This is a genomic window from Amycolatopsis sp. NPDC059021 (assembly GCF_042739895.1).
Classification (GTDB): Bacteria; Actinomycetota; Actinomycetes; order Mycobacteriales; family Pseudonocardiaceae; genus Amycolatopsis.
This window is the reverse complement of sequence record NZ_JBHYIQ010000006.1, coordinates 92926-106783: the sequence shown is the minus strand read 5'-3', so window position 1 is coordinate 106783 and position 13858 is coordinate 92926. Positions and strand designations below refer to the sequence as shown.

The 13858-nt window shown below is 67.8% G+C and carries 10 protein-coding genes; all 10 read left to right on the top strand.

The genetic code is table 11. The features are described 5' to 3' along the window. Positions 1 to 26 precede the first annotated feature (26 nt). The 10 genes from ACFWX1_RS05095 (at position 27) to ACFWX1_RS05050 (ending at position 13766) form a co-directional block, all read left to right on the top strand. Entirely contained in the window at positions 27 to 1196 is a 1170-nt protein-coding gene (locus ACFWX1_RS05095) for a lytic transglycosylase domain-containing protein (protein ID WP_378383990.1), read from the top strand. A gap of 102 nt (positions 1197 to 1298) precedes the next feature. Further along, positions 1299 to 2252, top strand: coding sequence for an exopolyphosphatase (locus ACFWX1_RS05090; protein ID WP_378383988.1), 954 nt, complete (start codon positions 1299 to 1301; stop codon positions 2250 to 2252). Positions 2253 to 2502: 250 nt separating this feature from the next. Beyond that, entirely contained in the window at positions 2503 to 4116 is a 1614-nt protein-coding gene (locus ACFWX1_RS05085; protein ID WP_378383986.1) for an ABC transporter substrate-binding protein, read from the top strand. A gap of 93 nt (positions 4117 to 4209) precedes the next feature. Then, positions 4210 to 5136 (top strand): ABC transporter permease, encoded by a 927-nt coding sequence (locus ACFWX1_RS05080; RefSeq protein WP_378383984.1) that lies wholly within the window; start codon positions 4210 to 4212, stop codon positions 5134 to 5136. Continuing rightward, on the top strand, positions 5129 to 6082 hold the full coding sequence (locus tag ACFWX1_RS05075; RefSeq protein ID WP_378383982.1) for an ABC transporter permease: 954 nt from the start codon (positions 5129 to 5131) through the stop codon (positions 6080 to 6082). Before ACFWX1_RS05080 ends, ACFWX1_RS05075 begins: the two co-directional genes overlap by 8 nt. A 4-nt stretch (positions 6083 to 6086) precedes the next feature. After that, positions 6087 to 7091, top strand: coding sequence for an ABC transporter ATP-binding protein (locus ACFWX1_RS05070; RefSeq protein WP_378383980.1), 1005 nt, complete (start codon positions 6087 to 6089; stop codon positions 7089 to 7091). Beyond that, complete coding sequence (locus ACFWX1_RS05065; protein WP_378383978.1) at positions 7084 to 8082, top strand: ABC transporter ATP-binding protein; 999 nt, start codon at positions 7084 to 7086, stop codon at positions 8080 to 8082. The genes ACFWX1_RS05070 and ACFWX1_RS05065 overlap by 8 nt, the downstream gene beginning before the upstream one ends. Before the next feature lie 8 nt (positions 8083 to 8090). Further along, positions 8091 to 9833 carry a S8 family serine peptidase gene (locus ACFWX1_RS05060; protein WP_378383976.1) on the top strand — a complete coding sequence of 581 codons (1743 nt, stop codon included), beginning with the start codon at positions 8091 to 8093 and terminating at the stop codon, positions 9831 to 9833. 322 nt (positions 9834 to 10155) lie between these two features. Beyond that, positions 10156 to 12789 (top strand): HAD family hydrolase, encoded by a 2634-nt coding sequence (locus tag ACFWX1_RS05055; RefSeq protein ID WP_378383974.1) that lies wholly within the window; start codon positions 10156 to 10158, stop codon positions 12787 to 12789. 59 nt (positions 12790 to 12848) lie between these two features. Beyond that, complete coding sequence (locus tag ACFWX1_RS05050) at positions 12849 to 13766, top strand: class I SAM-dependent methyltransferase (protein WP_378384140.1); 918 nt, start codon at positions 12849 to 12851, stop codon at positions 13764 to 13766. The last annotated feature ends 92 nt before the right edge of the window (positions 13767 to 13858 follow it).

The window sequence follows — 13858 nt, the reverse complement described above, 5'->3', positions numbered from 1 at the left end:
GAATCCGTCCGGGAGGGGCAAGGGGTATGCGTCTGCGGCGAGGACCGGCCGCGATCGGAGCCGTCCTGCGAAGATCCGCGCGACTCCGCGCTCGCCACAGGACCCTCTTCGCCATCGTCGGTGGCGTCCTCGGGGTGGTGCCCGCGGTGCTCGCCGGAACCGGTGTCACCGCCTGGCTCGCCGCGTCGGACGTCGTGCCCGCCAAGCATGTCGCGCTCACCGACGGGTACGACCCGCGTAACCCCCTGGCCCTGCAGATTTCCGTGGACGGCAGCCTCCCGAACTCGCCGGTGCCGCTCCCGCTCCCCGCCTACGAACTTCCTAACGGCCCGCTCGGCATCCCGGCCACCGCGCTCGACGCGTACAAGAAGTCCGCCGACATCCTCGGCAAGGAACAGCCTCGCTGCCATATCGACTGGGCGCTGATCGCGAGCATCGGCCGGATCGAGTCGAATCACGCGCGTGGCGGTTACGTCGACGCGCACGGCACGACGCTGGAACGCATTCTCGGCCCGCAGCTCAACGGTTCGGGCGGCTTCGCCGCGATCCCGGACACCGACGGCGGCAAGTACGACGGCGATCCGGTGTGGGACCACGCGGTCGGCCCGATGCAGTTCATTCCCGCGACCTGGCTCGGCTACGCCTCCGACGGCAACGGTGACGGCGTCGCCGATCCGAACAATCTCTACGACGCTTCGCTCGCGACTGGCCGGTACCTTTGCTCCGGCGGTCTCGATCTCGCCAATCCCGAGCAGCTGAGCGCGTCGATCCATCGCTACAACAACTCCGACACGTATGTGAACACGGTCATCCTGTGGGCCGAGGCGTACCGGAAGGGCGTGCTGCCGACCCCGGACAGCAAGATCCCGGTCGGCGCGCCGAACGCGGCCGCGGCACCGCCGCCGCCCGCCGTCCCGCCGCCCCCGGTCCCGCCGTCGGCTCCCGGATCGCCGTCGGTCACGCCGTCGACGTCGCCCACGACACTGCCGGGCACGACGACGCCGACCACACCGACGAAGCCGACAACACCCACACAGCCGACGACGTGTCTTCCGCCGACGACGATCACGGTGACACCGACGACGACCGCCACCGGGGCGCCGACGACCACGCCCACGCCGCCGCCCCCGACGTGCGGGGCCACGGTCACGGTCACCCCCACGTCGACCACCCCGACGGGCACGTCGAAGTCCTGAAGGTCCGTGGGGGCCTCCTTGAGGGACCCAGAGTCCCTCGGGGAGGCCCCCACGGGCCGATGCCACCAGGAACGCGGCGGCGTGACTGGTTAGGGTGGGGCCATGCCTCGTGTTGCCGCGATCGACTGTGGGACCAACTCCATCCGCCTGCTCGTCGCCGAGCTGACCCCGCGCCACGACGGCACGGTCGACCTGCGGGACCTGCACCGCGAGATGCGGATCGTCCGGCTCGGCCAGGGCGTCGACGCCACCGGCAGGCTTGCTCCCGAGGCATTGGAGCGCACCAGGGCCGCGCTGGCCGATTACACGATCGCCGCGCGCCGCAAGGGTATGGAGAAGGTCCGCATGGTCGCGACGTCGGCGACGCGGGACGCGAGCAACCGCGACGAGTTCTTCGCGATGACCCGCGAGGTGCTGGGCACCGAGGCCGAGGTGATCAGCGGCGACGAGGAGGCGCGGCTGTCGTTCACCGGCGCGGTCGGTGAGCAGGATCCCGAGGACGGCCCGTTCGTCGTGGTCGACGTCGGCGGCGGCTCCACGGAGCTGGTGCTCGGCACCTGGGACGGCCGCGAGGCCGAGGTGCTGGCCGCGAAGTCCGTCGACATCGGCTGCGTCCGGATCACCGAACGCGCGCTCAAGGGCGATCCGCCGGCGGCCGACGAGATCACCGAGGCCCGCGCGCTCGCGGCGAAGATCCTCACCGAGGCGTTCGAGGTCGTCGACGTCTCGCGTGCCAAGACCTGGATCGGCGTCGCCGGGACGGTGACGACGTTGTCCGCGGTCGCTCAGGAGCTGCCCGAGTACGACACCGAGCGCGTGCACCTTTCGCGGCTTTCGCACGCCGACATCGACCGTCTCGCCCGGACATTGCTCGCGGCCGATCACGCGACAAGGGCGGCCAATCCGGTGATCCACCCCGGCCGGGTGGACGTGATCGGCGGCGGCGCCGTGATCGTGCAGACACTGGCCGAACAACTGGCCGCCCGCGGTGGTCCGGACGAGCTGATCGTCAGCGAGCACGACATCCTGGACGGCATAGCACTTTCGCTTGCCTGAAAGGGAAAAAACCCTTCCGTCGCGCCCGATGAGCGGTCGGTGAGCGTGCGGTGACCAACTGTCCCTCTTGGTCTGTTCGGCCTATCGATCTTCCTACGAACGTTGTGCTCTAACCGGGTGGTCCACACCGCTGTCACCCATTTGCAACACGCTGGTCCTGTGAGCGGGTTCACCCCGCCGCTAACGTGCGTCTCACCTTTCGGGCCGGTGCGGGGATCCCGCGCCGGCGGGCACACGAGTTGGAGGGGACATGCGTCGTTCGCGCAGGCTCTGGGCATCCACCGTGGTGGTGACAACCTTGGCATTGGTGGTGGCCGCCTGTGGCGGCTCGGGGTCGAAGGCCGGTGCCGGGGAGGTCGATCCGGATGGCACCGTGACTGTGTACGGCACCGAGCCGGAGAACACGCTGATCCCGGCGAATATCAACGACCTCGGCGGCACCAAGGCGCTGCAGCCCATGTTCGCCGCGTTGGTCGGTTTCAAGGGCGACAGTGCTCAGCCGTACAACCTGATGGCGGAGTCGATCACCACTTCCGACTCCAAGGTCTACGACATCAAGATCAAACAGGGCTGGAAGTTCCACGACGGCACCGAGGTCAAGGCGCACAACTTCATCGATGCGTGGAACTACGCCGTACATGCCAACATGCTCAACGCGGCTTTCTTCAACAATATCCAGGGCTACTCGGAGGCTCATCCCGAAAAGGGGAAGACCGCGCCCAGTGACAAGATGTCCGGGCTGAAGGAACTCGGCGACTACGAGTTCCAGGTGACGCTGAACAGCCCGTTCTCGGTGTTCGCCATCAAGGTCGGGTACACCGCATTCGCGCCGCTGCCCGACTCGTTCTTCAAAGACCCCGACGCCTTCGCGCGGCACCCCATCGGCAACGGCTCGATGAAATTCGTCGAACGTACCCCGAACCAGAACATCAAGCTCACCCGGTTCGACGACTACAAGGGCGAAGACAAGGTCCATTTCAAGGACCTGAACGTCAAGATCTACATCAGCCAGGAGACCGCCTACCAGGACCTGCTGAGCGGAAAGCTCGACTTCGTCGAAGCCCTGCCGCCGTCGGCCCTTGCCGGGGACAAGTACAAGGCCGATCTCAAGGACAACCTGGTCAACGGGCATCTGCTCGGCATCAACGCGATCGCGGTGCCGTCCTATGTGCCGGGGTACAACAATCCCGATCTGCGTAAGGCGATTTCACTGGCCATCAACCGCGAGGAGATCACCAAGACGGTGATGCACGACGTCTACGTTCCCGCGGACGGCTACGTCTCACCGGGTATCCCCGGTTTCCGGCAGGGCGTGTGCAAGTTCTGCCATTTCGATCCGGCGCAGGCCAAGACGTACTTCCAGAAGTCCGGTTTCACCGGGAACCTGACCATCGCCTCGAACGCCGACGGTGGACGCAAGGAACCACTGGTCGCCGCCTGCAACAGCATTCACAATGTGCTCGGTGTCCAGTGCGACTTCGTTCCGGCCACCGATTTCGGTCAGTTCCGTGGCCTGGTGAACGCCAGGAAACTGACCGGGATGGGCCGCTCGGACTGGGCGGCGGACTATCCGTCCATCGAGGACTTCCTCAACCCGCTTTACCGGACCGACGGTTCGGCGAACGACTCGGCTTACTCCAACCCGGCCGTGGACAAGATCCTGGAACAGGCCGACTCGACCGCCGACAAGGACGCCGCGATCAAGGTCTACCAGCAGGCCGAGGATCTGATCGCCCAGGACCTTCCGTCGATTCCCGTGTGGAGTGAGAAGGGGGCCGCGGCGAAGTCCAAGAATCTCAAGACCGCTGGGGTCGACTTCCGCCGGATGGCCGACTACCCGTCGATCCAGGTGCTCAAGAAGTGACGCGCTGACCACTCCCACCACCCACGGCCTCGTGCGTGCCGCCCGTCCCGGCGGACGGTGCGCACGAGGCCCGGCGCGCACGAGGAACCAGTCATGACCCGGTACATTCTGCGACGACTGCTCCAGCTGATCCCGGTGTTCTTCGGAACCACCTTTCTCATCTACGTTCTGGTGTGGGCTGTGCCGGGGGATCCGTTCGCCGGTAAATGCGGCCAGCGGGCTTGCCCTCCGGAATACGTAGCCATGATGACCCAGAAGTTCCATCTCGACGACAACATCTTCGTGCAGTACTTCAAATACCTCGGGAGCCTGTTCACCGGCGACTGGGGAGAAACCTTCAACGGCAATTCGGTCGGCGAGATGATCGGCAACTCCTATCCGATCACCCTGCGGCTGGCACTCGTCGCGGTGGCGATCGAGGCGATCATCGGCCTCACCGCGGGGGTACTGACCGGCTTGCGCGGCAAGGGATTTCTCGACAACCTGGTCCTGGTGTCGACCACCTTCCTGATCTCGCTGCCGGTGTTCGTCACCGCGATCGTGCTGCAGCTCGTGCTCGGCACGGAGCTGGGCATCATCGACGTCAGCGTCTCGGACGACCCCGGGGTGGGCGAACTGATCGTGCCGGGAATCGCGCTGGGCAGTCTTTCCATGGCGTATGTCGCCCGGCTGTCGAGAACCTCGATCGCGGAGAACCGCCACGCCGACTACGTCCGCACCGCGATCGCCAAGGGCCAGCCCCGCAGTCGCGTGGTCGGGGTACACCTGTTGCGCAACTCGGTGATCCCGGTGCTGACCTTCCTCGGCACCGACCTCGGCACGTTGATGGGCGGCGCGATCGTCACCGAGGGCGTATTCAACATCAACGGCCTCGGCGGGCTCGTCTTCCGCGGCATCCAGAACAGGGAAAGCGCGACGGTCACCGGTGTCGTCGTCCTGCTGGTGCTGGTGTACCTGATGATGAGCCTGATCGTCGACCTGCTCTACGCCGTTCTCGACCCGAGGATCCGTTATGACTGACCCGAATCTCGTCGGCGGTGGCGGTGCCGACGCGGCCGAACTGTCCCGTGTGGACGATTCCGCCACCGGACCGCAGAAGCCCCGCAGCCTGTGGAGTGACGCCTGGCGGCAGTTGCGCCGCAAGCCGGCCTTCGTGATCTCGTCGATCATCATCCTGCTCGTGGTGCTCATCGCGGTCGTGCCGGGACTGTTCAGCTCACGTCCCGCCGGGTACAGCGATCTGGCCCACGCCAACGAAGGCCCGTCCGCGGACGCCTGGTTCGGTTACGACAACCAGGGCTACGACGTCTACGCGAGAACGATCTACGGCGCTCGTGCTTCGTTGCTCGTCGGGGTGTTCTCGACGCTCCTGACCGTCCTCATCGGATCGGTGGTCGGGATCATCGCGGGGTACTACGGGCGAATCGTCGACTCCCTGCTCTCGCGGTTCGGCGACATCTTCGCGGGGCTGCCGTTCGTGCTGGGCGCGATCGTCATCCTGACCACGTTCAACGCGCCGGGCAGCAATCCGGGCCCGGTGACCATCATCGTCCAGGTGGTCGTGTCGATCGCGGTGCTGAGCTGGCCGGTGGCGATGCGCATCATGCGTTCGGCGACGCTGGTGGCCAAGCAGCTGGACTACGTCAAGGCCGCGCGCGGGCTCGGCGCGAGCACGCCGAGGATCATCTTCCGGCACCTGCTGCCGAACACGATCGCGCCGGTGCTGGTGTACGCGACCATCGCGCTCGGCGCGTTCATCGGCGCCGAGGCGACACTGGCCTACCTCGGCATCGGGGTCCGGCCGCCCGTGGTGTCCTGGGGCGTGATGATCAGCGACGCCAGGGACTACTTCCGCAACGCTCCGCACATGTTGCTGTTCCCCGGTGCGTTCGTCACGTTCACCGTGCTCGCGTTCGTCATGCTCGGTGACGGGATCCGCGACGCGCTCGATCCGAAGTCGAGGTAGCCCGATGTCGTCTGCGCAGGATAACGAGCTGCTGCTCGAAGTCGAGGACCTGCACGTCGAGTTCCGGACGTCCGAGGGCGTCGCGAGCGTGCTCAACGGTGTCAGCTATTCCGTGCACGCCGGGGAGACCCTCGCCGTGCTCGGTGAATCCGGGTCGGGCAAGAGCGTCACCGCGCAGACGGTGATGGGCATTCTCGACACTCCGCCGGGCGTGGTCACCGGGGGAACGATCCGGTTCCGTGGCGAGGATCTGCTGACCGCGTCCGAGGAACGGCGCATGCAAGTACGCGGCGGGGAGATCGCGATGATCTTCCAGGACGCGCTGTCGGCGCTGAACCCGGTGTTCACCGTGGGTTTCCAGATCGAGGAACAGTTGCGTGTCCGGCTGGGAATGTCCAGAAAGGACGCTCGACGGCGGGCCGTCGAACTGCTTGACATCGTGCGCATTCCCGCGGCGGCGCGGCGGGTACGGGAGTATCCGCACCAGTTCTCCGGCGGGATGCGGCAGCGTGCGATGATCGCGATGTCGCTGGCGCTCGACCCGGACCTGCTGATCGCCGACGAGCCGACCACCGCGCTGGACGTGACCGTGCAGGCGCAGATCATGGACCTGCTCGCGGAGATCCAAGCGGAGCGGCGGATGGGGCTGATCCTCATCACCCACGACCTCGGAGTGGTCGCCGAGGTCGCCGACCGGATCGCGGTGATGTACGCCGGGCGCATCGTCGAGCACGCCGACGTCGGTGACCTCTTCCGTGCGCCGGGCCACCCGTACACCGCGGCGTTGATGGATTCCCTGCCCCGGCTCGACCTCAAAGGACAGACGCTGGAGACGATCAAAGGACTGCCGCCGAGTCTGCTCCGGATTCCGGCGGGCTGCCCGTTCCACCCGCGCTGCAAACGGGCCGAGGATCGATGCGTGACCGAGCTGCCTGCCAAGCACAGTCTGGGTTTCGGCAGGACGAGTGCCTGTCATTTCGCCGAAGAGGTGGTGAGTTCTCGTGGCTGAGCCGATCCTGCGGGTTTCCTCGCTGGTCAAGCACTTCCCGGTGCGGGTCGGCGTGCTCATCAAACGCACCGTCGGGCACGTGAAGGCGGTCGACGGTGTCTCGTTCGATCTCATGCCGGGGGAAACCCTTGGTGTCGTGGGAGAATCCGGCTGCGGGAAGTCCACATTGGCCCAGGTGCTGATGCGGCTGGAGGAGCCGACGGCCGGGACCGCGACGTTCGAGGGCAAGGACATCTTCGCGATGCGTGGCGCCGAGCTGCGGCGGTTGCGACGCGAGATCCAGATCGTCCTCCAGGATCCGTACACCTCGCTGAACCCGCGGATGACCGTGGGCGACATCGTCGGCGAGCCGTTCGAGATCCACCCGGACGTCGCGCCCAAGGGATCGCGCGCGGCCAAGGTACGCGAACTGCTCGAAGTCGTCGGGCTGAATCCGGAACACCTCAACCGGTACCCGCACCAGTTCTCCGGCGGCCAGCGTCAGCGCATCGGGATCGCGCGGGCGCTCGCGCTGCGGCCCAAGGTGATCATCTGCGACGAGCCGGTGTCCGCATTGGACGTTTCGATCCAGGCGCAGGTGATGAACCTGCTCGGTGAGCTGCAGCAGGAGTTCGGACTGTCCTATGTGTTCATCGCGCACGACCTTTCGGTGGTGCGGCACCTGTCGAGCAGGGTCGCGGTGATGTACCTCGGCAAGATCGTCGAGATCGGCACCGAGGAGGAGATCTACGAGCGGCCGTCGCATCCCTACACACAGGCGCTGCTCTCGGCCGTCCCGGTCGCCGACCCCGCGGTGCGCGGGCAGCGGCAGGTGATCCGCCTGGAGGGCGATGTGCCCAGCCCGCTGGATCCGCCGTCCGGCTGCCGGTTCCGCACCCGGTGCTGGAAGGCGCAGGACGTGTGCGCGAACGACGAACCCGAGCTGATCGGCAGGACCGACGGCCACCTCTCGGCGTGTCACTTCGCGGAGCAGAAATCCGTAGTCCCCTAGGAGGAATGATGAAGAGAAGACCCAGGTTGCTCGCCGCCGCTTGCGCGATGTCGTTGTGCGGCGGGCTTTCCGCGTTCGCCGTACCGGTGGCTTCGGCGCAGCCGCTGCTTTCCGGGCCGGCGACCGAGTTCACCGTGCTCGCGCGCGACTGGTCGAGCGTCGCGGCGGCGCAGCGGGCCGTCCGTGACGCGGGCGGCACGGTCGTTTCGACGAACACCGCCGTCGGCCTGATCACCGCCAGCGCGCCCGCGAACGGCTTCACCGAACGGGTTTCGGGTGACCGCGCGGTGTTCGGCGCGGCGAAGGCGAAGCCGATCGGCTCGGCGCCCAAGGACGGCGCCCCCAAAACCAAGCCGGACGCCGTCGAGAAGGAAGGCCAGGGCAGCGGGAAAGCCGCGCCCGCCGCCTCCGCGCGGCGCGCGAACCCGATCAAGACCGATCCGCTGGACGAGCAGCTGTGGGGCCAGCAGGCCGTCCGCGCCGATCTGGCGCACACGGTGACGCGGGGCAGCAAGAAGGTGAAGGTCGGCATCATCGACACCGGCGTCGACGGGACGCACCCGGACATCGCGCCGAACTTCGACAGGGCCGGCTCGCGGAACTTCACCAAGGACATTCCCAGCGATGTCAACGGAACCGTGGTCGACGGACCGTGCGAGTTCCGAGGTTGCGTCGATCCGGTGGACCACGACGACAACGGCCACGGCACCCACGTCGCGGGTATCATCGGCGCCGCGCTGAACGACTTCGGCGTCTCCGGGGTCGCGCCGGACGTCTCGCTGGTGAACATCCGCGCCGGCCAGGACGCGGGCTTCTTCTTCCTCCAGCCCGCCGTCGACGCGCTCACCTACGCGGGCGACGCCGGGATCGACGTCGTCAACATGAGTTTCTTCGTCGATCCGTGGCTCTACAACTGCGCCGCGAACCCGGCCGACACCCCCGCGCAGCAGGCCGAACAGCGGACGATCATCGAGGCGATGAGCCGCGCGATGAACTACGCGCACGCCAAGGGCGTCACCCAGGTCGTGGCGCTGGGCAACCAGCACGACGAACTCGCCGCGCCGCACGACGACGTCATCAGCCCCGACTTCCCGAGCAACAGCACCCATCCGCGCAAGGTCGACAACGCGAGCTGCTTCTCACTGCCGGTCGAAGGCCCGAACGCGATCGGCGTCGGCTCGTTCGGCCCGACGCAGGCCAAGGCGGACTACTCGAACTACGGCACCGAACGGATTTCGGTGTCCGCGCCCGGCGGGTACTTCCGCGACGGCTATGGGACGCCGTGGTTCCGCACGCTGCAGAACGAAATCCTCTCGACCTACCCGAAGAACGTCGGCGTGGCGGCGGGAACCATCGACGCGGCAGGGAACATCACCCCCGCCGGGGTCACCGCGGGCATCCAGAAGGACACGGCCGCCGACGGCCGTGTCGGCTACTACCAGTGGCTGCAGGGCACGTCCATGGCGGCGCCGCACGCGGCCGGGGTCGCCGCGCTGATCGTTTCGCGCTACGGCAAGGCATCGCGCGGCGGTTTCGGGATGGACCCGGCCGCGGTGAAGCGCGTCCTCGAGGGCACCGCGTCGCAGATCGCCTGCCCGGTGCCGCGGACGGTGGACTACCTCAAGGAGGGTCGCGACGCCTCGTTCACCGCGACGTGCCTCGGTGACCCGGCGTTCAACGGCTTCTACGGCCACGGCGCCGTCGACGCCTACTCGGCTGTCACCCGCGGCGCCGACTACCTGCGCTCATAGGCGGTCAACGTGCGGTTGACCGAGTGTCGCTAGCGTGCGGATAGGCCGAAACCGGACCACGAGGTCGTGGTGGTCCGGATGGCGCGTGCTTCCGATGGATTGCTTATCCGCTCACGTGAGCGGATAAGCAATCCTGGCAGTTCTCGAATACGCCGTTCTGGCTAATGTGCACCTCTGATCGGCCGAGGGAAACTCGTGGCGAGGTCACATCCGAAGTCCGTCGTTTCGGTTACGGCGCGGTAAATACCGCCAACCGGGTGGTTCCGCGCAAGTGGCCAGAGGTATCTTCTGCGAAGTTAATGATCTTTACAGAGGGGGACTCATGGCTGTTATCTCCGCGTCGACCGAACACCGAAGACTTCAGGAGATGATCGGGATCATTTCCGACGGATCCTGTTCGGCGGTCTCGTTCGACATTTTCGACACCATTCTCTGGCGCCGGACGCCGAACCCCGCGGATCTGTTCGGGATCGTGGGTTCCCGGCTTCGCGGCGCCGGCCGGTGCGCGGACTGGGTCTCCGACGCGGCCTTCCGGCGGATGCGGATCGTGGCGGAGCGGGCGGCCAGGGCCGGTCGCGAGGCGATGGGCAGCGAGGTGTCCCTGTTCGACATCTGGCGCGCCATGCCGCTCGGCCACTTCCGCGGTACGCCGCTCGAGGATCTCGTTCAGGCGGAGGTCGAGGCGGAGCGCGCCTTCACAGTCGTCGACCTCGATGTCGCGGCCGTCATCACGTTGGCGAAGGAACGCGGTGTCCCGATCGTCCTCGTCTCCGACACCTACTTCACCGAGGACCAGCTCGGATACCTGCTGGATCGCCCGGGGCTCGAGGCGCTCAAGGGCGCTCGGGTCTTCCGGTCCCACCAGCACGGCGCGGACAAGGCGTCCGGACTGTGGGAAATCGTGCTGCGGGAACTCGGGCTCGGACCGGAGCAGCTCGTGCATCTCGGCGACAACCTCCTCGCCGACCACGAGGTGCCGGCGGAACTCGGCATCCGGACGGTGCACTACGAGCGCGTCGACGAGGGCTACGCGCGGGTGCGAGAGCGGGAGAACGAACCGCGCGACCCGTTCGGCCCGTACGCCCCGTTCCTCGATCCCGAGCACGGTGACTTCGGCATCACCAGCCTGCGGGCGAAGACGCTGCAGGCGGAACTTCCGGCGGGCACCGGCGCGGTGCGGACGGCGTGGCGTTACGGCGCCTCGATCATGGGGCCGGTCTTGACCGGTTTCGCCGAATGGGTCGCGTTCAAGGCGCATCAGGCGGGGACGACCGTCGTCTGGTGCCCGATGCGCGAAGGCGAGCTGCTGTCGGAGCTGGTCAACAACGCGGCACGCGCTCGCGGTTGGGACGTCACGGCGAAGCCGGTGTGGCTGTCGCGCCAGGTCACCTCTGTCGCGGCGCTGGAGAGCAGCGACCGGGACGCTGTCCGAGAGTTCGTGAGAAAGCGCTATCAGCTGACCGTCCGGCAGCTGCTGGCGATGGTGCACCTGCGGGCGGGGGACGTGCCGCACCTCGCCGAGGACCTGGACACGGTGCTGGACAACGATGACATCGCCGAGCGGCTCGGTGTCGCGTTGACCGAGACGCCCCATCTGGTCAACCGCCTCGCGGTGACCGCTACCGCGGCGCGGGAGCGGCTGGTCAGGTCGCTGCGCGACGCCGGCGCACTGGACCGGCCGGACCTGACGCTGGTGGATCTGGGCTGGGGCGGCACCATCCAGCTCCAGCTCGCTCGTGTCCTGCGCCTCGCCGGCGTCGACATCGAGCCGGCTGGGCTCTACCTCGCCACTGACGACCGGTCCGTCCAGGTCCTGCTCGCCGGGCTGCGGGCCGAAGGGTACCTGGGGCAGGCGGGTCACCCCAGCGAAACCGTCGGCGCCGTGGTGCGCAGCCCGGAAGTCGTGGAGCAGTCGGTGAACGCGCTGTGCGGCTCACTCATCGACTTCGCCGAGGACGGCTCGCCGGTGCTCGGTGTTTCGGCGGGCAGCGCCGCCCAGAACCTGGAGCGCACCGCGGTGCAGGACGGTGTCCGCGCCTTCCAGCGGCAGTGGAACCGGTACGTCGCGGCCGAAGACGGGGCGTGGCCCACCCTCGTGGACACCGCCAACGAGCGGCTGGCCAACATCCTGACCTCGTCGCTGAAACTGCCCACGGCAGAGGAGGCTTCGGTCTTCGGCAACTGGGAGCACGAGGACAACTTCGGCTCGGCCGTGGTCACCAGGGTCCTCCCCGACGATCTGGTCCCGGCGGTGCCGTACCTGTCGCCGAGCGACCTCGACGACCTGCGGATGCGCGATTCGTTCTGGCCCGCCCTGCTCGCGGCGTCCGATCCGCATCTGGGCGCGGCCGCCCGCGCGGTGCATTCCGGGATGATCGACCCGGCCATGTTCGAACCGGCTGGGGAATCGTCCGCGACCACGTTGCGCTACCGCACCGCGGACGGGGAGTGGTTCGACGGCGCGAGCCGTCGTGTGCGGATCAACCACAATGGACTGTCGTTCGCCAGGATGGACATCCAGGACTCGGACATCGACCTGATCTCGCTGGCCATTCCCGGCAGGCCCGCACTGGTCCGGGTGGACTGGATCGAGGCCAGGCTGATCGCGGGTGGCAGACCGGCGACCCTGCGGTGGAACACCACCGACGACTTCGCGCGGCTGCACTACGAGGACTGCGCCTGGCTCGGCGCGAACATGGTCGAGTTCCATTCCCCGCTCGCCGCGATCTGGCTGCCCGTGGCCGAGCGGGCGGGGGCGACGGTCAGCTCGCTGCAGGTGACGATCGCGTTCGCCATGCTGCCCCGTTCCCGGTCGGGTCTCGGCCACCGGATGCCGCCGGCCGGCAGGGCCGTGCGGGTGTCCGTGAAGATGCGGGACGAGTTCCGTGAACGGGGCGCGCTGGGCGTCGCCGCCGGTGCCGCCCGGATCGCCGCACGTCGTCTGCGGGGGCGGTGATGGGGCGGCCGGGGCGCGATGGGTACGTCGTGGGCACGAGAGAAGATCCGCACGCCCAGATGCGCGAGGCCCGGCGGCTTCCGGTCCTGCTCCATTCGATGGCGGTGTTCCGCGAGATCTTCGAGATCGTGTTCGCACACCGCGAGATCCGCACGGTCGTCGAGGTCGGCGTCGAGTCCGGTCAGGTCAGCGGGATGTACCTGGAACTGGGGGCGTCCGCGGTGTACTGCGTAGATCCCGGTGCGACGGACGAGCTTCGCGAGGCGCTCGATGGCGACGACGCGCTGCACCTGGTTACGGCTCCTTCGCCGGAGGTGCTCCCGGAGCTGCCCGTCGCGGACCTTTACGTGCTCGACGGGGACCACAACTACGCGGTGGTCGAACGGGAACTGACCTGGATCTTCGAGCACGCGCCGGACGCTGTCGTCGTCATGCACGACCTGTTGTGGCCGTGTGCGAGGCGGGACCTCTACTACGAGCCGTCGCTGCTCGCCCCATCGGACAAGCACCCCACGAGTGAGGACGGCCCGACCGCTTGGCATGACGAACTGACCCCCGCCGGCTTCGTCGGGGCCGGAGCGTTCACGGTCGCGAGGCACGCCGGCGGCGAGCGCAATGGCGTGGCCACCGCGGTCGAGGACGTACTCGCCAGGCCGGGGAACGAGCGGTGGTGGTTCGGGCTGGTACCCGCCGTTTTCGGGATGGGCGTGCTGTACCGCCGGACTTCGGACGCCGGCGAACCGATCGAGGCCGCGCTTCGCCCGTATACGACGTCGAACCTGTTGGCCACGATGGAGAACAACCGCATCGCGCTCTACACGCGGGTGTTGCAGATGCAGTACGAGGCGGTCGCCCACGCGGGCTACGTCGACGAGCTGGCCGAGACGGTTTCGGCCCAGCGACGGGAAATCGACCGGCTGACCGCTGAACTGCGCCGGGCCTGGGACGCGCTGCGCCGGACGGGGCCGCGGTCCTGACGTCCTGGCCGGGGGGGGGGGGGGGTGGGGGCGGGTAGCCCCCGCCCCCGGGGCTGGGAGCCGCGCAGGGAGCCCGGCGCGTGGGGGGGAGA

What these genes read in the sequence shown, in the direction of transcription:
- ACFWX1_RS05090 (WP_378383988.1), top strand. Translation starts at nt 1,299, where the DNA reads ATGCCTCGTGTTGCCGCGATCGACTGTGGGACCAACTCCATCCGCCTG.
- ACFWX1_RS05095 (WP_378383990.1), top strand. Translation starts at nt 27, where the DNA reads ATGCGTCTGCGGCGAGGACCGGCCGCGATCGGAGCCGTCCTGCGAAGA.
- ACFWX1_RS05070 (WP_378383980.1), top strand. Translation starts at nt 6,087, where the DNA reads ATGTCGTCTGCGCAGGATAACGAGCTGCTGCTCGAAGTCGAGGACCTG.
- ACFWX1_RS05075 (WP_378383982.1), top strand. Translation starts at nt 5,129, where the DNA reads ATGACTGACCCGAATCTCGTCGGCGGTGGCGGTGCCGACGCGGCCGAA.
- ACFWX1_RS05085 (WP_378383986.1), top strand. Translation starts at nt 2,503, where the DNA reads ATGCGTCGTTCGCGCAGGCTCTGGGCATCCACCGTGGTGGTGACAACC.
- ACFWX1_RS05060 (WP_378383976.1), top strand. Translation starts at nt 8,091, where the DNA reads ATGAAGAGAAGACCCAGGTTGCTCGCCGCCGCTTGCGCGATGTCGTTG.
- ACFWX1_RS05055 (WP_378383974.1), top strand. Translation starts at nt 10,156, where the DNA reads ATGGCTGTTATCTCCGCGTCGACCGAACACCGAAGACTTCAGGAGATG.
- ACFWX1_RS05080 (WP_378383984.1), top strand. Translation starts at nt 4,210, where the DNA reads ATGACCCGGTACATTCTGCGACGACTGCTCCAGCTGATCCCGGTGTTC.
- ACFWX1_RS05050 (WP_378384140.1), top strand. Translation starts at nt 12,849, where the DNA reads ATGCGCGAGGCCCGGCGGCTTCCGGTCCTGCTCCATTCGATGGCGGTG.